General features: G+C 34.4%; 22 protein-coding genes and 2 pseudogenes. 21 read left to right on the top strand and 3 right to left on the bottom strand.

Annotation, left to right across the window (positions count from 1 at the left end; all coding sequences use genetic code 11):
- The first annotated feature begins 58 nt into the window (after positions 1–58).
- From BAQ46_RS27420 to BAQ46_RS27370, 10 genes and pseudogenes are all read left to right on the top strand, one after another.
- On the top strand, positions 59–892 hold the full coding sequence (locus BAQ46_RS27420) for a DUF2262 domain-containing protein (RefSeq protein WP_061130594.1): 834 nt from the start codon (positions 59–61) through the stop codon (positions 890–892).
- Positions 893–1,388: 496 nt separating this feature from the next.
- Positions 1,389–1,880 (top strand): SMI1/KNR4 family protein, encoded by a 492-nt coding sequence (locus BAQ46_RS27410; RefSeq protein WP_071743229.1) that lies wholly within the window; start codon positions 1,389–1,391, stop codon positions 1,878–1,880.
- 61 nt (positions 1,881–1,941) lie between these two features.
- Positions 1,942–2,730: an Imm47 family immunity protein gene (gene imm47, locus BAQ46_RS27405; protein WP_071743228.1), complete on the top strand. Its 789-nt coding sequence runs from the start codon at positions 1,942–1,944 to the stop codon at positions 2,728–2,730.
- Between the two features lie 56 nt (positions 2,731–2,786).
- Positions 2,787–3,341: an SUKH-4 family immunity protein gene (locus BAQ46_RS27400; protein WP_001989090.1), complete on the top strand. Its 555-nt coding sequence runs from the start codon at positions 2,787–2,789 to the stop codon at positions 3,339–3,341.
- A 104-nt stretch (positions 3,342–3,445) separates the two neighbouring features.
- On the top strand, positions 3,446–3,997 hold the full coding sequence (locus BAQ46_RS27395) for an SUKH-4 family immunity protein (RefSeq protein WP_071743226.1): 552 nt from the start codon (positions 3,446–3,448) through the stop codon (positions 3,995–3,997).
- Positions 3,998–4,000: 3 nt separating this feature from the next.
- A pseudogene (locus BAQ46_RS27390) lies at positions 4,001–4,354 on the top strand (hypothetical protein); the annotation flags it as partial.
- A 7-nt stretch (positions 4,355–4,361) separates the two neighbouring features.
- Positions 4,362–4,516: pseudogene (locus BAQ46_RS31285) on the top strand (SecY-interacting protein Syd); the annotation flags it as partial.
- 53 nt (positions 4,517–4,569) lie between these two features.
- Positions 4,570–4,959: an immunity 22 family protein gene (locus tag BAQ46_RS27380; RefSeq protein WP_239534369.1), complete on the top strand. Its 390-nt coding sequence runs from the start codon at positions 4,570–4,572 to the stop codon at positions 4,957–4,959.
- Between the two features lie 64 nt (positions 4,960–5,023).
- A complete protein-coding gene (locus tag BAQ46_RS27375) occupies positions 5,024–5,452 on the top strand; it encodes an SMI1/KNR4 family protein (protein WP_071743224.1) in 429 nt (142 codons plus the stop codon).
- Positions 5,453–5,458: 6 nt separating this feature from the next.
- Complete coding sequence (locus BAQ46_RS27370) at positions 5,459–5,926, top strand: DUF6985 domain-containing protein (RefSeq protein ID WP_071743222.1); 468 nt, start codon at positions 5,459–5,461, stop codon at positions 5,924–5,926.
- An 87-nt stretch (positions 5,927–6,013) separates the two neighbouring features.
- On the opposite strand, the gene BAQ46_RS27365 is transcribed toward BAQ46_RS27370, so the two are convergent.
- On the bottom strand, positions 6,014–6,721 hold the full coding sequence (locus BAQ46_RS27365; RefSeq protein ID WP_000346328.1) for a DNA alkylation repair protein: 708 nt from the start codon (positions 6,719–6,721) through the stop codon (positions 6,014–6,016).
- A 228-nt stretch (positions 6,722–6,949) separates the two neighbouring features.
- Between BAQ46_RS27365 and BAQ46_RS27360 the strand changes: the two genes are divergently transcribed.
- From BAQ46_RS27360 to BAQ46_RS27350, 3 genes are all read left to right on the top strand, one after another.
- Entirely contained in the window at positions 6,950–7,438 is a 489-nt protein-coding gene (locus BAQ46_RS27360; RefSeq protein ID WP_000403548.1) for an antitoxin YezG family protein, read from the top strand.
- Positions 7,439–7,531: 93 nt separating this feature from the next.
- Positions 7,532–7,906 (top strand): immunity 22 family protein, encoded by a 375-nt coding sequence (locus BAQ46_RS27355; RefSeq protein WP_061182949.1) that lies wholly within the window; start codon positions 7,532–7,534, stop codon positions 7,904–7,906.
- A gap of 129 nt (positions 7,907–8,035) precedes the next feature.
- Complete coding sequence (locus BAQ46_RS27350; protein ID WP_001989083.1) at positions 8,036–8,488, top strand: hypothetical protein; 453 nt, start codon at positions 8,036–8,038, stop codon at positions 8,486–8,488.
- A gap of 76 nt (positions 8,489–8,564) precedes the next feature.
- Here BAQ46_RS27350 and BAQ46_RS27345 read toward each other — a convergent pair whose 3' ends face one another.
- The gene (locus tag BAQ46_RS27345; protein WP_078419236.1) at positions 8,565–9,008 is read right to left on the bottom strand and encodes a DUF7832 domain-containing protein; all 444 of its coding nucleotides are present in this window, start codon (positions 9,006–9,008) and stop codon (positions 8,565–8,567) included.
- A gap of 626 nt (positions 9,009–9,634) precedes the next feature.
- On the opposite strand from BAQ46_RS27345, the gene BAQ46_RS27340 reads away from it, so the two are divergent.
- From BAQ46_RS27340 to BAQ46_RS27325, 3 genes are all read left to right on the top strand, one after another.
- Positions 9,635–11,410 carry an S-layer homology domain-containing protein gene (locus BAQ46_RS27340; protein WP_071743220.1) on the top strand — a complete coding sequence of 592 codons (1,776 nt, stop codon included), beginning with the start codon at positions 9,635–9,637 and terminating at the stop codon, positions 11,408–11,410.
- 290 nt (positions 11,411–11,700) lie between these two features.
- On the top strand, positions 11,701–12,441 hold the full coding sequence (locus BAQ46_RS27330; RefSeq protein ID WP_061130601.1) for a DnaD domain-containing protein: 741 nt from the start codon (positions 11,701–11,703) through the stop codon (positions 12,439–12,441).
- A 79-nt stretch (positions 12,442–12,520) separates the two neighbouring features.
- Entirely contained in the window at positions 12,521–14,911 is a 2,391-nt protein-coding gene (locus BAQ46_RS27325; protein ID WP_071743218.1) for a penicillin acylase family protein, read from the top strand.
- 113 nt (positions 14,912–15,024) lie between these two features.
- Here the strand turns inward: BAQ46_RS27325 and BAQ46_RS31480 are convergent, their stop codons facing one another.
- Positions 15,025–15,150, bottom strand: a complete 126-nt coding sequence (locus BAQ46_RS31480; RefSeq protein WP_100655532.1) for a hypothetical protein — start codon at positions 15,148–15,150, stop codon at positions 15,025–15,027.
- A gap of 314 nt (positions 15,151–15,464) precedes the next feature.
- Between BAQ46_RS31480 and BAQ46_RS27320 the strand changes: the two genes are divergently transcribed.
- The 5 genes from BAQ46_RS27320 (at position 15,465) to serC (ending at position 19,665) form a co-directional block, all read left to right on the top strand.
- Positions 15,465–16,292: a helix-turn-helix transcriptional regulator gene (locus tag BAQ46_RS27320; protein WP_071743217.1), complete on the top strand. Its 828-nt coding sequence runs from the start codon at positions 15,465–15,467 to the stop codon at positions 16,290–16,292.
- A gap of 293 nt (positions 16,293–16,585) precedes the next feature.
- Positions 16,586–16,825: a cupin domain-containing protein gene (locus BAQ46_RS27310; RefSeq protein WP_000997182.1), complete on the top strand. Its 240-nt coding sequence runs from the start codon at positions 16,586–16,588 to the stop codon at positions 16,823–16,825.
- Between the two features lie 201 nt (positions 16,826–17,026).
- Positions 17,027–18,094: a glycoside hydrolase family 113 gene (locus tag BAQ46_RS27305; RefSeq protein WP_048556815.1), complete on the top strand. Its 1,068-nt coding sequence runs from the start codon at positions 17,027–17,029 to the stop codon at positions 18,092–18,094.
- A gap of 89 nt (positions 18,095–18,183) precedes the next feature.
- On the top strand, positions 18,184–18,375 hold the full coding sequence (locus BAQ46_RS27300) for a DUF378 domain-containing protein (RefSeq protein WP_000670803.1): 192 nt from the start codon (positions 18,184–18,186) through the stop codon (positions 18,373–18,375).
- Between the two features lie 207 nt (positions 18,376–18,582).
- Positions 18,583–19,665 (top strand): 3-phosphoserine/phosphohydroxythreonine transaminase, encoded by a 1,083-nt coding sequence (gene serC / locus BAQ46_RS27295; protein WP_061130605.1) that lies wholly within the window; start codon positions 18,583–18,585, stop codon positions 19,663–19,665.
- The last annotated feature ends 11 nt before the right edge of the window (positions 19,666–19,676 follow it).

The following is a 19,676-nucleotide window of genomic DNA, read 5'->3' as shown; positions in this document are numbered from 1 at the left end:
TACCATGACCAATTATAATAAAACAGGAAAACTCACAAAGTACTTATGCCTGTGGGCTATGAAAGGAATGTATTCGAAATTGAGTAAATCAAGTGAAATAAGTAGATTTGAAAATAGATTCTCAGAAAATGTGATTGAAATAGCAGCTGTCACAGGGGCATTAGGAATCGGTGCATCAAAAGGCGGTGACAACATTTTGTGGACTGCGTCAATTGATTTGATTGCGTGGAAAGACTTACATAACAATGAAACGATTAGAAAAGAAGACATACGACTGGCATGGTTGGTTGATGATGCAGAATGGAGAAAATCAAAAGGCATTTTGACAGCAAATACAGTTGTAGCATTACAGGTGCGCAAGTCAGAAAATTCATTGATGCTTGTTAAGGTTTTGGAAACACCATATAAAGATGATGAGTTGGAAATCATCTTACAAGATGCAATGAAACCGCTTTTTTATCATGATGAGATGTTGGGTGTGTTCGAACTCGATAAAAGAGTGAAAACTTTTGAAAAGAGAATATCTTGGGCTGGTGAAGAATGTCATTTATATTTTGATTGGAGTGAAGACAAACATATGATGAAGTCTGCACTGGAAACAGCACATGCACTTTTCAAAGAGCAAGATGAATGGAAAATGAAAATGAAAATGTACGCTGCAAAAGAACTGGTAGAGTTAGCAAATGAATGGCTACAAGATGATGATGAAGCAGAAATCGACGAAATTACAAAAGAAATGTTCATTAATTCCATCACATTAAGCAGCTTAAGCGTTTATTCAGAAGGTGATTTTGAAATATTCTTTTCGGATGGAGATATATTTTGGGGACATTCTATCATTGTAAGCGGAAATATTCATGAGGGGCTCTCTTCGGCTGAGATTGCAGGATAAAGTGAAACTTCCATCAGTGAGGATTTTTCTTCATCCTTACTGATGGATTATTTAAACCACTCAGGCACTTACTGCCCAAAAGTAGCGCGATAAATTGTTATAGTTTTTGATTATTAGGCGTTTTCTTCTCGTCTATCTCTTCTCTTATTAAGTGAGAACTCCAAACCTCTTTAATAATTAATGAAATTTAAGGTTTACATATACGATGGAACTTGCATAGATGTTTTAAATAATCCCTTAGTATCTGATATGGATACGTTATTTGATAGTTGGCTATCTACAATGAAATATTTAGAATCAGCACAAGCAATGGCTATACCAAGTTTTGAGGAGGATCGGAGAGGTGTATCCTTTTCTCCAAATGTTTCTGGGAAGGATTATCTAAAAAATTAAAAGAAACGAGGTCGTAATTAGACTGGAATTTACATAAAAGCTTAGATGATGCAATTAGTTATTTCGGATAAACGTGATGTGATTTGTTAGGAGGTGAAGTTGAATGAGAAATGACTTAACATGGCCAGTACCGGATGAGCCAGTTTCAGCAGAATATATAAACATTGTGGGAAAAGAGATAGGGTGTATATTTCCAAGTGACTATGTAGAATGTGCTACAAATAATAATGGTTCAGCTATATTACCTTATAAATTTGAAATAGATACGATAACAAAGGTATTTGGAACTTTACTTTCTTATGATGTAGATAGTAGTGAATATATCGTTAAAGTATATAACCAGTATATTTCTACTCTGCCAAATGAATTGGTACCATTCGCATTTGATCCAGCAGGAAATTTAATTTGCTTTGATTATAAAAATCATAAAGAAGATCCAATTGTCGTCTTTTGGGAACATGAGGGGGCATGGGAAAAGGAAACATTGATGGAAAGTGAAGGGATTACGGCTGAGGAGGCAGAGGAAGTAGCGAGGGAAAATGTATTTTTTGTGGCTAATGATTTTACGGAGTTTTTAAATAAGTTACATGATTAATAATATTATTCATATGAAATGGTTCGTATAAATGTAAGCAGCAATAAAAGGAGAGAGAATGATGGACTTAGAGCATTTAAAAAAAGATATTTGGTATGGAGAAGTTTCTAATCATACAATTGAAACTCTTAAGTCTAACTTAAGGGATAGTGCAACAGAGAAAGAATCCTTTATTTTAATTAATGAATTGTTAAAGCTTGGTGATTTCTCTGTAAAGAGGTTACTAATCGAACTTATGAATAGTACTCGAGATGAGCTTATTTTGAATTTATGCACTAGACTATTTTGTTCAGCAGCTACTCACGATGATTTATTAGAAACGAATAATTTGAAATTCCTTTCAAGTGCTTCAGAGGATGGAGTTCATAATTTTGTAGTAAGTGCTGGTGAAACTCTTTCATATCATGTAGTACCATATCTTTTAGCATTACTAGAAGAGTGGGAAGATACCTTTGTTGAAAAAGCTATAAGAAATGAACTTTCATGGATGCTTGGAATTGAGGACGAGTATTATGAAGTATCGTTAGAAGAATTTAATGAAGCTTATTCTAAATTTATCGAAAATAACGATACGCAAGAATACTATTATCGTAATAGACTATCTTTTCCTGGAGATTTGGCAAAGGAGTTAGTTTCGGAAGTTATGAGTTCTTTAAGAGATAGAACTACTTATAATGTTGTTACTATACCTTCCGTTTTATCAATTTGGAGTGGAATCAAATGTCCTATTCAATACGATACGATAATAAAAAATGAAAAACATAGAGAGTTGATGTCATATATCGATGTTTTAACAAAGAAAGAATGGAAGATTGGTAAAAAGTATTTTTATGGACATGTAGTCGTATAAGAAAGCAATATACGAGTAAAATCGAATACAGAGTGTATGATATACAGGAGGATAAAATGATCTCACCACAAGATTTTTTAGTGAATTGGAATGAAGAAATATACGGTTTAATTCATTATAATGAAAAAATCATTCACTCGTTTTCCTTCTCGAAAGAAACGAAAGACTTCTTAATTAAAGCAGGTTTTCCCGAGTCTGCTCCTCCATTTCTTACATTTGAACCTGCGGATAACGGTGGCGGGATAAGGTTGAGCGAGATACAAAATGAATTAGGTACGATGTATGATAAGTTTATATACTTTGGATTTACTGGTAGTGGAAATCCAATCTGTATTGATGAATCTAAATCACAACTCGTATATATAGATTATGACAATGAAAATAAAGTCGTTCTTATAAATAGTACGATAGAGAAGTTTGCAGAATCTTTACTTGTCTATGTGGAATTTATAAAAGAAGTAAAGGCTGCCAATGGAAGAAAGGCTTATATTGAAAAAAATATACCTAAAGGTTTGGTGGAGTGGATTTCTAGTGCACTTCGAAAAATTGATGCAGCTGCTTTAACAGAAGGATGTTTTTGGACAGAGGAACTAGGGAGTTTTAGTGAATAAGTGTAGATAATACTAGATGGTATTTTTAGTGTGGGAAAAATAAAAATACATCTAGTAGCCCAATTAAATCTTAAAAGACATAAACACATCAAGAAGGTGAAAAAATGATATTACCAGAGGATTTTCGGGAGAAATGGGATGTTAATAAAGATGGCCCACTCATTACATTTCCTGAAAAAGAATTAATAAACAAAAACTTTTCAGCTGAAGTGAAACGATTTTTGTCTATAGGAGGCTTGCCAGAAACACCGCCACCATATTTAGAATTTACTTCATCTCAGTCTTTCGTAAGGTCTATTATAAATGTATTTCATATGCCAGAAGAGTTTCGAAAATATTGGTATTTAGGAACAACAAGTTCTGGAGATCCAATTTGTATAATTGAAAAACAAGAAAAAATAGTATTTCTAAATAATAGTGATGCGTATAAAGAAGTGTTTATGAATTCTTCTATACAACAATTTGCAGCATGTTTATTAGTATATTCAAAAATGATTGATAAGGCAGTAGAGATAAATGGTGAGGATGCCTTTATCGATAATAATATACCAGATTGTACAATAAGTTGGTTGAAGGAAGAAGTGAAAGAAATTGATGATAAGTGTATGGAAAAGGGTTCTTTTTGGTGTATGGAAATTGAGAGCTTATATGAATAATTAGAAGTGAAAGAAAAGAATAAATGGAGTACAAAGAAGAAAGTGACCGTATTTGGACTGATATTCTTTGTATTTATTGGATTATCTATTATCGAAGGGTATCAGAATAGTAAACTAGTTGAAGAAGGTACATCATTACATGCAGAAATTGTAGGTAGGCATGTAGAGAAGGAATTCATATTTACACACCCAACATTAGTAGTTGAGGTAGACGGTAAAAAGCATAATGTATGGGTAAGTGAAGAGACATATAACGGAGCAGAGTGGTTAGGTAGACTAAAAGTCATCAAAACAAAAGATGGTAAAGTGGAGAAAGACCCTAGATATGAGGGTGAAGACTTAATCACGAGTTATTAAGGGACAAGATAAGGTTCCTATAGTGGTAGAAAGAAATGGTTCACTATTTGTTTTAAATAATGTAAGTGGAAAGAACGAATTCGAGGATTTCGAACGTGGTTGTTTATAGAGATTTCGAACAGTTTAAATGAGTTGATTTCTAGTTTGAGATTACAAAAATAGTAAAGTGAAGAATGTTTATATGAATTATAGACCGGCTAGAGGGGCGTGGAAAAGTGGAATATAGTGGAATGGCTTCAGTTTGGTTTGGAATTTCTAAATCACTCCAAAATCTTGAGGGGTATGTCGAAATAGATTACACGACAAATGGTGATTCAGTTCATTCAAAGTTTGGAACAAGCTTTGAATTCGGTTATTATGATGAAGATAATATTGAAATTTGTTTTTATGAGAATAATAAAAGGGACGTTGAACATATTTTAAGTGATTTTTCGTATAGTGAACGAATTATTCCTAAAATAAAAAAGCTAGTAAATGGAGATAGTTTAGCGAACGATATTAACTTTGCTATTGTTCTTTATGATTTTAAATATAATGAAGTGAAAAGAGAGGATATGTTTGATGGTTTAGAGGTTACATTTATTGGTTCTATGCCGTACAGGTAGTTTGCAGGGAGCTGCAAATTCATTTCATAAACACATGGATAAACCTTGTAAAGGAGGGATACAAATGCATGCTTTGCCAAATCGTTTAGAAGAAATCTTGGAAGAAGATATATATAAACGGGAAGATAAAGGTCAGGTGAATGAAGTAATAAATAGGTTAGGTGTAGAAGTGTCTAATACATTTAGAGAGTTTTATTATCGATTTGCAGGACCATTTTGGGAAGAGCATGTTCCTTATGAATTACTTGACATTATAGATGAAGAGAATAATATAGAATATTACACAATTATTGCTCGAAAGGAACATGGATTTCCTAATAAGTATTTAGTATTAACGGAAATGACAGCAAATGCTGTATTGGTCCTTCATAGTGTAACCGATAAAGTTTACTCAGTAAATTTTGAAGGTGGAGATGAATTACTTTTAAATGGAGAATTAAAGGAGAGTTGGCCAACGTTTTATATGTTTTTGAAAGAGTATTTCAAGTGTTAAGTGTTGATGGAAGTTAACAATTCAGTTTTTGGAGAGATTGAATATAATTATGCTTGGGCTAAGTGTATGCCTATAACTTTTATAGGCAATGTAACTGAGATTGATTTGATGATAGATGGTGAAGAAGATGGAGTGTTTGATGAAGGGCAGTATGTAGCGTATCAATCATTAATAAAAAATTGGGAAGAGGTACAAATAAGTTTACTACAGTCTATATTAGACTATTATAGACAAAGGCGATGTGAATTAGGATATGATATTGGAGTGCGAGAAAGTTATCCATTAGTTGAAACAACTGATCAAATGCTAGAGATGATCAGTTTAGATGGTATTGTTGTTCCGTATGCACATATTACGGAAGGACGAGAGGTTGGAATTACATTTAATTGTACGTGGGATATAGAAAATGGTGTAGGAGTTCGTTTATTAAATGAAAAGGTAATGGAAGTAGGTTATCAGGATATTATTTTTTAATATAAGTTAAAAGTAAATGAGGGGATATATAACCTGAATGAAAAAGGTGTCAATCTTTATCAAATTGACACCCAGATACGAATCTGTTTAACATCTTACATACTTACGTTTGAAACCAAGTCTTCCTCTATCAAGTTCTTTCTGAATACTCTCTGTAGCATTTAACAAACTGCTTTTTTTCTTATCACGTTTGATTTCAACTATACCAACTTCTTTTGCAGTCTCGACTGCTTTTTCGTGTAGTGGTACATATGAAATTGCCACGGTGTTTAGGAAATTATTCATAGCGGATTTTGTTCGTTCTGGAGAATGATGAATTGTATCTTTCACCATTTCAAGCATATCGGAAATTTTACTTTCGGAAAATTCATTGTCTTTGCGATTTCCTAATAGCCAACAGTAGCAACTCCAGCCGGCAGACATTTTAAGCTCGTCCCCACTTGCAATCCATTTATCAGCAACGTCTTGCGCAATATTTGACTCCGATAAAGTTACTGCCACTACATAATCAGATAGCATATAAAAATATGCCCCGTCTATCCAGCGATCAAAATCAGACTCACTCATAGCTTTTGGATCCGCAATAATCCCTGCAAAATACATAGCATCGTAGTTGCCTGTGGCATACAGTTCTTCAGCTAACTCTTGGTTTACTTTTATTTTTTTAGCGATTGGTTTCATAGCGCCCGTAGCTACGCCAAAAACTGGCTCGTGGGCGCCGTTAGATATGTATATTTTTTTCGTTCGTTCCTTACCTAGAGCCTCAAGTTCTTGCATAACTGTTTTAAAATCCAAAGTTGTGCACTTCCTTCCTTCCTTCATGTAAGAGCCTTTTTAAGTCTTTCATATTTCTTATTTTAATACTAATTGTATTTAAGAGGTATGTCTACTTTCTAAAGGCATCGAAACTTGGTTTGATTTTTAGATGAACTACATTACACTTTAGTGTAAATAAAGAGCTAATTAAAAGAATGGTATAATATAGAAAAAGTAAGTGATGAAAATTAAATAGGGGGAATTTAATTGGAAATAAAATTGAATCGATTATATAGAGAGATAGCGGAAACGGTTCATGCCATGATTCCAGAAGAATGGGAGAAATTTTATTTTTACGCTCAAATATCAGAAGATGGAGGGGGAACTTACTTTTTCTATAACAACTTCAGAAATAAAGAAAATTATAAGTATAGTGTAGAAATTCCTTTTAAATACGAAGTTGATGAAGAGGAGTTTGAAAGGAAAGAAGATTTTTTATATAAATTGAGTAAGGAATTAAGAAATGTTTTCAAAGATAATCAGCAAGAGCTTTGGTACTCTTTTACAATGTCTCTGGAACATAGTGGGGAATTTAACATGCATTTCGATTATACAAATTGGTTTGATACAGAATATAGTTTTAGTGATCAGATGATTATTTGGAAACATAAATACTTAGGTGAAGTACCAATTGATGAAAATGATAAAGAGCTAATTCATAAGTATGACAATGAATTTCCGAATAATCCTATTTGACTGAAAGGAAAGAAGAAATGGTTTTTATAAAAATCATGAATTTTAAAGCGTAAGTTGAATGAGAATATATATTCATAATGGAGGACGCTATTAATGGAAGTACACGGAATGGTTTCAATATGGTTCGGTAATATGCAAACGCAAGATCAGTTGGATTCATATATAGATGTTACGTATGATGAAGAAGGAGACTCTATACCAGCAAGATTTTTTGTTGATTTTAATATTGATATGATTGATGTAGATGAAGATTTTATTGAAAAGGAAGTGTTAGAAGAAGCGAGTGATGATATTTCTATGTTATTAACGGGATGTTCATATGATGATAAAATACTTTCTCGAATTAAGGAAGTAGTTAAATTAAATAAATCCTATAATTCTATCGTTTTAATTTATAATTTTCAATATGACAATTCAGTAAGTAATTGTGAAGGTTTTAATTTTGTAACTGCTACAAGTTATCTATAGATACAAGAAAATTGCAGTAGAATAAAAAATACATTTGTATAGTTTTTTCAATGAATTTTTAGTATGCATGTTATTTTTTAATAAATTTACAAACGGAATTTAAAGGTAAGTATGAGGAGTTGTTTATAAATGATAAAGAAATTTACTAGAGTAGTACTAACTACGGTGATGCCAATTGGTCTTATCATGGGTTGTGGGAACGTTGAAAAAACTAAAGCAGAAGAACCGAAAACGGCGGAGAAAAAGGACTATACGGATTACTCATATGGAAGTAAAGGTATAGTAGTAAGCGGCAAAGCGAAAGAACGTCAACAATACGAGGTTGGATATATGGATGATAACAAGTTAATTGGGATTGACGAAAATATTGAGGACTGTATAGTGTTAGATAATAAAGATGAAGCAGGTCTTGTTTGGAAGCAAATAGAGCGTGGATCGATTATTGAAGTGCAATATGGTAAGGACCGCAATGATATTGTAGGCGTACAATTAGTAGGAGATCGTGAGCCATACGAAATTAGTGATAAGTTTGATCGAAATACGATAAACGAGATTGTTGGAAACGTTAAAGGGAATTTGTAATAGAAGCTAAAATAAAAAATATTTTACTATTAAGAAAGTCGATTCCTTATTAAAATAAGAAATCGACTTTTTATAATTATTTATTTTGTAAGTTGTCTTTCCAAAAATTATAGCTATTATCAATAACTTCTTTTAATTTGAAATAGTTTTCCCAAGTATCTTTCACGTGGTAGAGAGTTTCTTCGTCTATAAAAACGTCTGAGTAATCACTTATATACTTCCATTCCTCATCATTATTAAAGTAATACATCGCGAATTGGTTACCTTCGTCATTTAACATGTCATCTGCCAAAACGCCATCCCAGTTCATATAAATTTCTGTGCCGGTCATTTGTCTAAGTTTAAACTGTTTAATTTCGTTTGGAGACTCTTCTTCAAATTCTTCACTATATAAATTATGTTCAATTATCCATCCTAAAAACATACCAGTATGTACAAAAGCTTGATCAATTGATAAGTCCGCAGGAAAATCACCTTGATAATGGTACTTCGCTTTATCGTAAACAATCGTATGTAACAATTCGTTCATCCCCTTTAAATAACGTATTCTCTAATAAATTTGTACTGTTTGTTTTAATAGTTCAACTATGTTTTCAAGCCATTCTAGCGGTGTTATTTCTAGTCCTTCAAAATATATACCATCTGCTGAATATCATGTGTACCCTCGTTTTTCTTCATCATTTTTTGGTCTTCTTCATTTCAGGTATCAATATGAGAAATCTTTTCCAAATAAAACTCATTTCAATGTAAAAGGTTACATCTATATTATCGCAAGAATGTAAAAATGTTAATATTTTCAAAGAGAAAAGTACAAGGAAACAGCATTTATTTAATAGAGACTTGATAGTTATGAAAAATTATAAACATCCTTCTTGTTGAAGCAAAACAGTAAAAGGTATCCTAATCTATTTTTTGAGAAGTAGTAGTGTGCAAAAGGGGACAAGTTCTTTTGACGGCAATAGCAATTGGTTATAAAATAATGTCTGTTAAGGGATTCTCTAGAAAATATAATTCGCCTTCTGGGGATAAAATGAAAAGGTGGAATAAACATATTTTCATACATAGTAGATTCATAGTCTTTCACGAATGAGAAAATAAAGGGAGGTTGAGATATTTACACGGATAGTGTAGGTATCGATTACAGCAATGAATATAAAAAAACGAGTAATCGCACTATCAACAAGTTTAGTGATTTTAGGGAGTGCACCTTTATCAATATCAGCAGAAGAGATAAACAAATCTCATACTGACCAGCTTAGTATTGCACAAGGGGAACGTGGAACGAGCGGATTACGTTATTCTGATTTCAATCTAGAAACTCCTGATCACATGCAAATTAATGAAGCGGAAGTATCAGGAAATGAGAAAATTCTTTTAGAAGAATATAAGCATAAATATTCTGAATCAGAAGAATTACATAAAATGAAAGAAGCGAAAAAAGGTCAAGTAGCAGAAGAAGAAGCTATTTCAAACATTGAAAAGGCATTTGAACATGTAGACGGACGAAATGATGGTTCTACTCGCGAAATGAAGCCGGTTGAAAAACGGAGAGCTATTCAGTATAGCGCATCGATGACTACGAAGAAATATGGAACGCTTGCAGGTACTCCATTTGTAGAGTGGATTGTTCCAGCAGGAAACCCTGATATTCGCCCCGCTAATCCGATGAAAGCACGTTATATTACAATTCACGAAACTGCAAACACTGCCCGCGGTGCAAATGCTGAAAACCATGCGAAGTATTTATATAAACAAGCAACGGAAGGTACGTTCCGAACAGCTTCATGGCATTTTACTGTAGACGATAAACAAATTTATCAGCACTTACCAACAAATGAAAACGGTTGGCATGCAGGAGATGGCGATGGTTCCGGAAATAGAGAATCAATCGGTATCGAGATTGCGGTTAACCAAGATGGAGATTACAATAAAGCGCTAGAGAATGCAAAGAGACTTGCAGGTTATTTAATGAACAAAGAAGGTATTAGTGCGGACCACATTTATAGGCATCAACAATGGAGCGGGAAAAACTGTCCTGATATTTTAATTTCTCGTGGGAATTGGACTGGCTTCGTACAAGGTATTCAATGGTATGCAAATGTTAACGCACAAATTGATTCGCCTTTACAAGAAAGAAATGAGCTATTTGATTCCAATGAATATAATCCAGCTGAACCTAATATGGAGCTTGTAGTGAATGGTGATGGTATAAACGTACGTAGTGGTTCGGGACTTGAACATCATATCGTTCGTAAAGCTTCAAACGGAGATCGTTACAAAGTGTTAGCAGTTAAAAATGGTTGGTATAAAGTAGGTAACGATGAGTGGATTTTCTATAACCCAAGTTGGATTAAGATAAACTATAATGTGCCACATAAAGAAGTACAAAAACCAAAAGATGATATTACAGGTGGATGGTTTGAAGGGAACATTCGTAAGCTGAACAGCCTAGGAATTATGAACGGTGAAGGAAATGGTGTATTTGCGCCTTATCGTAATGTTACGAGAGCTGAGTTTGCAACATTAATCTCAAATGCTCTCAAGCTACCGGAAGGAAATAAGTCATTTGTAGATATTAACAAAGCGCATCCATCACTTCATAGCGGTATTAAACGTAGTGCAAGTGCGGGAATTATTAACGGTCGTGGCGGCGGGATTTTTGATCCTAATGCATCTATTACACGTGAAGAAGCATCGATCATGATTGACAACGCATTACAGTATAACGGTGTTACAGGTGAATTAGTTGCATTACCATTTACAGATCAACATCTAATCACATACAAACAACATGTTCAACGATTATACAGTTTAAAGGTAGTTACTGGTGTTGGAAATAATGAGTTTAATCCTAAAGGGACAGCAACTCGTGGTGAAGCAGCTGCCTTTTTAGTGAAGATGTTAGATGCAAGTCAAAAATAGAAAGAATGATAAAGGAGCTATCCAAAATGAGAATTTGGAACAGCTCCTTTTTATATAAGCCCTTATTAAGCCCCTTGCAAGCCCCTTATAAGCACCTACCAAGTAATAAATCACTAAGAAAAAACAAAACAAAAACAACTACAAAAACAAAAAAGCGCGAAAAAATAAAACCGTCGTTGTAGTAGTTAAAAAAGTTTGGAATTCAACTGCAAAAACCAATCCCTCACTCCTATATGTATATTGAAGGATTGAAATCTGCCTTTTTATAAGTGCGAGGGGGAGGTAAACATATGGCGGTGTACCGTAATGTGCAAGTGAACTTTTGGCAAGATGAATTCATATTAGATTTAACGCCAGAGGAGCGTTATTTTTACATATATTTGTTAACTGGTACGAAAACGAAGCAATGTGGAATTTACGTATTACCGAAACGTTTAGCAGAACTGGAAACAGGCTACAGTATGGAGACTGTTGAGAAGCTGTTAAATAGGTTTGTTGCATATGGGAAAATTTTATACGATGCGGAAACGAAAGAGTTATACATACTAAATTGGTTACACTATAACCCTATTTTAAATACGAATGTAGAAAAATGTGTGTTACGTGAGTTAAAGACTGTAAAAAATAAAGAATTCATACATATGTTTTTACGTAAATGTCTGGAAGAAGAATGGAAGATTCCATTGTTGTTGCAACATTTTAGTATGCCAGAGGAAGAGGATACTAGTAGTTTACAAGAAGTTGTTGAAAAAATAGAAGATATGGAAGTGGAAGAGGATACTCAACATAGTGAAGTTTACAAATTTTACGAACAAAATATAAGTAGTCTATCTCCATATATTGTGAAGGAATTGAAGGGGTGGATACGAAAAGTTTCAGGAAATACCGTACTAGAGGCACTTAAAATTGCGTTTGAACAGAATAAGCGAACGTTTGCTTATGTGAAGGGGATTTTGAGGAATTGGTGTAAGAAAGGACAGGGGAATTTAATTGAAGGAAAGGAAGGAGAAGTTTGTTTACATGATCCATAACATGGGAAAAGAAGGATTTTTCCTTTTCAAAAAGGTTCTTTCAAAATAGAAGCGAATAGTTTGAGAAAGGAGGGGTTATATGGAAGTTGTTATAAAGAAGAAACGAACTAGGGGTAAGAAAATTTTCATTTGGTCTAGTAGTACCGTTCTTTTATTAGTTATTTGTACAGCGATTTTTTTAAACATATATACGCTGAAATCTGTGCCAAAGATAGATGGAACGATAAAACTAGAGGATTTACAACGTGCTGTTACGGTAAAGCGAGATAGTAAAGGAGTACCACATATTAAAGCGGAAAATGCACATGATTTATATTTTTCGCAAGGGTATGTACAAGCGCAAGATCGATTATTTCAAATGGATTTAAGTAGAAGGCAGGCTTCTGGGATGTTAAGTGAAGTTGTGGGGGAAGCAGCTGTTGATCGAGATAAGTTGTTTCGAACGCTCGGTTTACGGCGAGCAGCCGAAGCGTCTGTTAGTCAATATGATGGGGAGGCGAAAGATGCTCTGCAGTCATTTGCTGATGGGGTGAACGCTTTTATACGCGAGGCAAAAGAGGAAAAGAAATTGCCGGTCGAGTTTACTATATTAGGCTATGAACCTGCTGAATGGTCTATTGTTGATACGTTAACAATTGGAAAGTATATGGCGTTTGATTTAGGTGGACATTGGCATGGACAGGCATTTCGATATTGGGCGCTGAAAAATTTGCCGAAAGAGCAAGCAAATGAGTTATTTCCTACATATCCGAAAGATGCGCCTAGATTGCTAGCTGAACTCGAGAATACAAATGTGAATGTTGCACAAAGTTTTGCAAAAGCAATCATTCCACCAGAGTTTAATGGTAGTAATAACTGGGTTATAAGCGGTGAGAAGAGTGCGTCTGGTAAGCCAATTTTAGCGGATGATCCTCATTTATCACTTGCGACACCTTCTATTTGGTATCAATCGAAACTTGAGATGAAAGATTTACATGTGAGTGGCGTTATTTTCGCTGGCGTACCCGGGGTTATATTAGGACACAATGACAAAATAGCATGGGGCGTTACGAATACAGGTCCTGATGTGCAAGATTTATATATTGAGAAGAGAAATCCTAATAATGAAAATGAATTTCTGTATAACGATAAGTGGGAAAAAGCTACCGTTGTGGATGAATCTATTAAAGTAAAAGGCGGAAAGACAATACCGTATAACGTTACCGTTACGAGGCATGGTCCAGTCATTTCAGAGTTTGCGGATAAGGGGAAGAAGAAAACGAAAACCGTATTCGCTTTGAAATGGACTGCTTTGGAGCCTTCCGCTGAATTAAAGGCTGTATTAAATATGAATAAGGCGAAAGACTGGAATGAGTTTGAAACGGCTCTTCAAGATTTCCATACCCCAACTCAAAACTTTGTATTTGCATCAAACGACGGCACAATTGCTTATAAAGCAAATGGAAATATACCAGTGCGTAAAAAAGGTGATGGTAGTTTACCTGTTCCAGGATGGACAGATGAATATGAATGGGAAGGGTATATTCCGTATGATCAGCTTCCAAAAGTAATCAATCCAAAACAAGGGTTTATTTCAACTGCGAATAATAAAATTGTAGATGATAATTATCCGTATCATATTAGTAATACGTGGGCGCAGCCATATAGGCAAATGCGTATTCAAGAGTTTTTACAAGAGAAGGAAAAATATACAGTGAAAGATTTAGAAAAATTACAGATGGATCAAAAAAATTTATACGGGAAAGAGTTTGCTCCTATATTTTTAAAAGAGTTAAATAAAGCATCTTTAAATGAAGTAGAGAAAGAGGGCGTAAAACAATTAACGAAGTGGAATTTTTACGATAGTAAAGATGAAGCGGCACCGTTACTATTCCATTTGTTAATGAAAGAGATTTCAAATACGTTATTTTCAAAAGAAATACCGAAAGATGTGATGGAGTTATTTGAAGGGAAGTCACAAGTTGTGGATGAATTGATTCGAAAAGAAGTAGCAGGAGAAAATAGCGCTTGGTTTAAGAAATACGGGGGCTTCACAAAAGTTGTGCATACATCGTACGAGAATGTAATGAAGAAATTACAGAAGGAATATGGACCCGATGTTACAGAGTGGAAGTGGGGCGATTACCATCAACTTGCTTTTACACATCCAATCTCAAAATCATCTAGTATGTTAGCGTTACTAGCATTTAATCGTGAGAAACCAGTTCCAATTGGCGGAAGTCAAGTTACCGTTCAAGCGGCGAGTTACGGAGATAACGGTATTGTCAATCACGGAGCTTCTTGGCGATTCGTTATTGATACGAAAGATATGTCAAACGGTTATCATATTGTAGGACCAGGACAATCAGGACATTTTAGAAGTGATTGGTATCATGATCAAATAGATGATTGGGTAAATGGCACGTATCATACGACCACATTGAATACGGAGGGGATAGAAGGGGAGGTGTTAAATTTGGAGCCGAAGTGATAGAGTGTTTTTGTTTGTGGAGAGGACTAGTAATAATCTTTTTGATAATGAAATCTTATCATTTAGAACATAACCCAGTTCTTAAATCATTTTAACAGCCAGCCTACTATCATTTAATTGGATAGTAGGCTGTTTCCATCTTCGAAATACGCTGTAGCAACCTCTTCAGGATTACGATTATTTCTACATGCTGCAAGTACTGTAACTAATAAAGCCATTACAACTATTAACATGATCATTCCAGTTTTAAGGGAAATTAGTTAACAAAGACCAGATATTATTTGCAACAGAACTGTTCCTCTGTACCCCTTGTTTCATCATTTTTCTAGGCCATTCAACTTGACAAATGTTTTTTTATCAAACTACAATGAAAATCATTATCAATAATATAGGGAGGATATTTTTGTCAATAAATGAAAAACAATATATTTATAGGTTAATAACTAGATGTTGTTAAGTCGTATGTACTATTTTTAGTTTAGCGTTGCCCAGAATGTACACCAATTAATCTCACGAATTACAAGAAAACTATAATTGAAATGAGGCTTGCATTGTGAAGTTGGACGTGAATGAGTTAGCAGAGTATCTTGCCAATACTCCTTTCCGAGTAGAAGGAGTATATCGTTATGCTAAAAATCCAGGTGTGCCTTGTGCTGAGTCTACAGATTCTTTCCCAGGATTTGTATTTCCACTTACAGGGAAGACGCAATTTCAATTTAATGGTACGCCGTATATCCTTTCCCCAGGAAAAGTTATACATGGGGGTGCAAAAATGACATTAGCCCATAAAATGCTTGGTGAAATAAACTGGGAATATATTCTTGTTTTATATCGGATAAGCAATTCAGAACGAGAAGACTCTGGCTTTACTCATCAGCATTTTGAATTGTTAACAGGACAATCTCCTCGTCTTGTCGAATTACTTATGCGTCTTTGGGATGTGTATAATCAGCGAGGAGGCATTTCGATGTTTCAGACTGAAATGCTGTTTCGCGAAGCGTTGAATGAAGCTTTATTAAGTGTTGTCAATAGAGAAAACAACTATGAATCGCATACTTTATTCGAACGAATATCTAGTTATGTCCATAAATACTATTATAAAGATATTACAATAAATATGCTTACAGAACAAAATAATGTTAATCGAAATCGTCTTTCTTACGTGTTTAGAAAGCATGCAGGTATGGGGCCAGCAGAATATTTATTGAACTATCGTATAAAGATGGCTCAAAAAATGTTATGTACAAGTGGTGTGCCTGTACAACAAATTGCGCAGGCTGTTGGAATCGCAGACCCTTTTTATTTTAGTAGAGTTTTCAAGAAGCGAGTTGGCATTTCGCCTACTAAATATCGCGAGAAGTTCATCAATAATCCATACTAATGTCAACAGAGGTCCATTCTTATTTGAAAATCATTGTTCTATACTTATGGAGAGTTAAAGGAAACATTAGATTGAAAGTACTTTCATTGAAATCACTCCTTTGTACTATCTGAATGAAAAGTTCTGGCCTGAGCATTTTCTTTTTAAGCGTAATAACGACTTTTTTACTTAGATTACTGTAATATAGTGGAAGTTGAAAATGAGGAGGGATCATTATCCATTACCAACCTATTAAACTAAATGACGAGTTATCTAAAATTAACGATTATTGGTATCCACAAGTGATTAGTGAAATGAATGACGATCAAATTCAGCTTTTTAAAGCTAATGGAGATTTTATATGGCATGAGCATCCTAATACAGATAAGCTATTTATTGTGCTTGAAGGGGAGATGTTCATCGATTTTCGTGATGGACAGGTGAAAATTTCTAAAGGAGAGATGTTTATTGTCCCGAGGGGCGTTGAGCATAAACCGTTCACTGAAAAGGAATCCCACATTATGTTGGTAGAGCCTAAAAGGGAAATGGATTGATAATCGTAAAAAGATAAAAAAGGAGCGGAAATCCGTTCCTTTTTTATTTATCATACTATTTTTGGAAACTCAGTGTGAATAAAATGTGAATAAGGGATGAATAGCATTTTTATCAATAAAAATTTATTGGTTTTTTTGTGGAATATATATGAAACGTTGTATAAAATAATCAAGAAAGCCAAAAATTACAGGGGGAAAGTTGTGAAGAAAAATAAGAGTTTAATAAGTTTTTTAGGAGTGTTTATTATGCTGTTTTCTTTTTGTTTTCAAGGAAATGTACAGGCAGATGTAAATACTGTTCAATCTGGAAAAATTAAATCAGGAAATGTAACGGTATGGGAAGTTGGAAATGTAGCGAAAGTGTTAGCTGATGTAGAGCGCTTAAATTTAAATACAGTAAATGTACCAATTCAGGTAGATATTCCGAATGTGACTTCTACGAACATGGTAATTAATCAAGCGCAAAAGCAACAGGCTATTATTTTAATTCAAGAATTATTAAAGCGTAATATTCAAGTTATAGTAGAACCGTTCCCATATATTCAGCAAGGAAATGTTGGAGAAACGGAATGGAATCCAAGTAATATTAATGATTTCTTCTGGAATTGGAAAACGGTTATTTTGCAAGACATCTTTAACTCGATTACAAGTAAATACAATGTGTACGGGCTCAAGATTGCTTCTAATTTCGTGAATATGGAATATGCAGAAGGATATTGGAGCGATACGATTGATTTTGTTCGCCAGCAGTATAAAGGAAATGTTTTGTATCAAATGAATTGGTGGTTAACAGCAAGCTGGGATCCTTCATATGAAGCGAAGTTTGTTGAGAAAATAAATCGTCCGTATTTAAAGAAGGTAGACATTGTTAGTATCGATAGTTGGTTTGAAGTTTCGGAAAAAAGAAATCCATCATACGAAGAAGTGAAGCAAAGTTTATTTGCGACGACAGTGTATAACCGTGGACAAAATGTTGTTCAACAACTAGAACAATTACATAAAGCAACAGGAAAACCGGTTTATTTTGGCGGATTTAACGTTCCAGCGCGTGAACTAGGCTTGCAAAATCCGTGGAATCCAGATGTTTCTAATGTGTTTTCAAAAAACGTACAATTAAACGGATGGCGCGCTTACCGTGACGTATTAGAACCAAAGCCATATTTTAAAGGTTTTTCAATTTGGTTTATTGGTTCTAATGATAGTACGCATGCGTATCAAATACATAGTCAAGAAACGGCGGCAGTTATTAACGGCTGGTACCGAAAATAATTTTTATAAAATAGGTAAGTTTTAAAGTTTGGCACATATATTTCTAGTGAAAGGCCTTTCACCATCTTATCACCTAGGGGGCAATCATAATGAAATTTTTGTCTTACCTTACAGTAATTTTGGTGATTCTTGGCGGTTTGAATTGGTTATTTGTAGCGTTAGATTACAATGTAGTTGAGAAATGGTTTGGTTCTATGCCGGCGCTTGTGGACACTATTTATTGGCTCATTGGTCTTTCTGCAATTTATCAAATTTTTGATCGGTTCTTTACGGACAATTAGCAATTATACTTTATTACTAGAGTGTTAAGTACGATTATGTACTTAACACTTTTTTATGTGTTTATAAAAACATTGGCACTTGCAAGCGATTCCATTGCGTCTTACGCCGTAATAATAGAAAACAAATTGACCGTGTCTTGTATTGTGGGTTATAATTCAGAAAGTTTAAAAAATACCAAAATGAGAAATAGGGAGGTCATCCGGGTGATGGAAAGAGTGTATAATTTTTCAGCAGGACCATCAATACTCCCTTTGCCAGTTTTAGAGAAAGTGCAAAAGGAGCTAGTAAATTATAACGGGACAGGCATGTCTATTATGGAAATGAGTCATCGATCTTCTTATTTTCAAAGTATTATAGAGGAAGCGAGTAGCTTACTTCGTGAATTAATGAACATTCCTGATGAGTATGAAGTATTGTTTTTACAAGGCGGTGCGTCATTACAATTTTCTATGATACCGCTGAATGTAATGAATACGTATAAAAAAGCAGGATATATATTGACTGGCTCATGGTCTAAAAAGGCGATGCAAGAAGCTGAAAAAGTAGGAGAAGTGCAAGTGATTGCTTCTTCTGAAAATGAGAAGTTTACTACAATTCCTAAACTGGATGGTTTACTAGGCGATGAAAAACTAGATTATGTACATATTACAACGAACAATACAATTGAGGGAACGAAGTATGTGGACATTCCACATGTAGATAAAGTACCGCTCGTTGCGGATATGTCCTCAAATATTTTATCAGAACGATATGATGTTTCGAAGTTTGGTCTTATATATGCGGGAGCGCAAAAGAATTTAGGGCCAGCAGGCTTAACGATTGCAATTATAAAAAGAGATTTAATTGGGGGAGCAGATCGCTCTTGTCCTACGATGTTAAACTATGAAACTTACAGTAAAAATAACTCCTTATATAATACACCGCCGTCCTTTAGTATTTACGTAACGAAACTTGTACTAGAGTGGCTGAAAGAGCAAGGTGGAGTATCTGCGATTGAAGAACAAAATAAAATAAAATCTTCACTTCTTTACAATTTCTTAGATGAATCAAAATTGTTTACTTCACCAGTTGATCCTACGTATCGATCACTTATGAACATTCCGTTTACAACACCGTCAGAAGAGCTGAACAGTGAGTTTTTACAAAAAGCGAAAGAACGAGGACTTGTTACACTAAAAGGACATCGTTCAGTCGGTGGTATGCGCGCAAGTATTTACAATGCGATGCCAGCACACGGCGTACAGCAATTAGTAAATTATATGAAGGAATTTGAGCTTGAGAATAGATAGGGAGATGGGGA

This window comes from Bacillus paranthracis (assembly GCF_001883995.1).
Classification (GTDB): domain Bacteria; phylum Bacillota; class Bacilli; order Bacillales; family Bacillaceae_G; genus Bacillus_A; species Bacillus_A paranthracis.
Note: the sequence above shows the minus strand (reverse complement) of the source record. Positions and strands in the feature narration are given on the sequence as shown.

Bases quoted from the DNA above. Each gene is read 5' to 3' on its own strand.
- BAQ46_RS27420 (WP_061130594.1), top strand. From the start codon at position 59: ATGAAAGGAATGTATTCGAAATTGAGTAAATCAAGTGAAATAAGTAGA.
- BAQ46_RS27410 (WP_071743229.1), top strand. From the start codon at position 1,389: ATGAGAAATGACTTAACATGGCCAGTACCGGATGAGCCAGTTTCAGCA.
- imm47 (WP_071743228.1), top strand. From the start codon at position 1,942: ATGGACTTAGAGCATTTAAAAAAAGATATTTGGTATGGAGAAGTTTCT.
- BAQ46_RS27400 (WP_001989090.1), top strand. From the start codon at position 2,787: ATGATCTCACCACAAGATTTTTTAGTGAATTGGAATGAAGAAATATAC.
- BAQ46_RS27395 (WP_071743226.1), top strand. From the start codon at position 3,446: ATGATATTACCAGAGGATTTTCGGGAGAAATGGGATGTTAATAAAGAT.
- BAQ46_RS27375 (WP_071743224.1), top strand. From the start codon at position 5,024: ATGCATGCTTTGCCAAATCGTTTAGAAGAAATCTTGGAAGAAGATATA.
- BAQ46_RS27370 (WP_071743222.1), top strand. From the start codon at position 5,459: ATGGAAGTTAACAATTCAGTTTTTGGAGAGATTGAATATAATTATGCT.
- BAQ46_RS27355 (WP_061182949.1), top strand. From the start codon at position 7,532: ATGGAAGTACACGGAATGGTTTCAATATGGTTCGGTAATATGCAAACG.
- BAQ46_RS27350 (WP_001989083.1), top strand. From the start codon at position 8,036: ATGATAAAGAAATTTACTAGAGTAGTACTAACTACGGTGATGCCAATT.
- BAQ46_RS27340 (WP_071743220.1), top strand. From the start codon at position 9,635: ATGAATATAAAAAAACGAGTAATCGCACTATCAACAAGTTTAGTGATT.
- BAQ46_RS27330 (WP_061130601.1), top strand. From the start codon at position 11,701: ATGGCGGTGTACCGTAATGTGCAAGTGAACTTTTGGCAAGATGAATTC.
- BAQ46_RS27325 (WP_071743218.1), top strand. From the start codon at position 12,521: ATGGAAGTTGTTATAAAGAAGAAACGAACTAGGGGTAAGAAAATTTTC.
- BAQ46_RS31480 (WP_100655532.1), bottom strand. From the start codon at position 15,150: ATGATCATGTTAATAGTTGTAATGGCTTTATTAGTTACAGTACTTGCA.
- BAQ46_RS27310 (WP_000997182.1), top strand. From the start codon at position 16,586: ATGAATGACGATCAAATTCAGCTTTTTAAAGCTAATGGAGATTTTATA.
- BAQ46_RS27300 (WP_000670803.1), top strand. From the start codon at position 18,184: ATGAAATTTTTGTCTTACCTTACAGTAATTTTGGTGATTCTTGGCGGT.
- serC (WP_061130605.1), top strand. From the start codon at position 18,583: ATGGAAAGAGTGTATAATTTTTCAGCAGGACCATCAATACTCCCTTTG.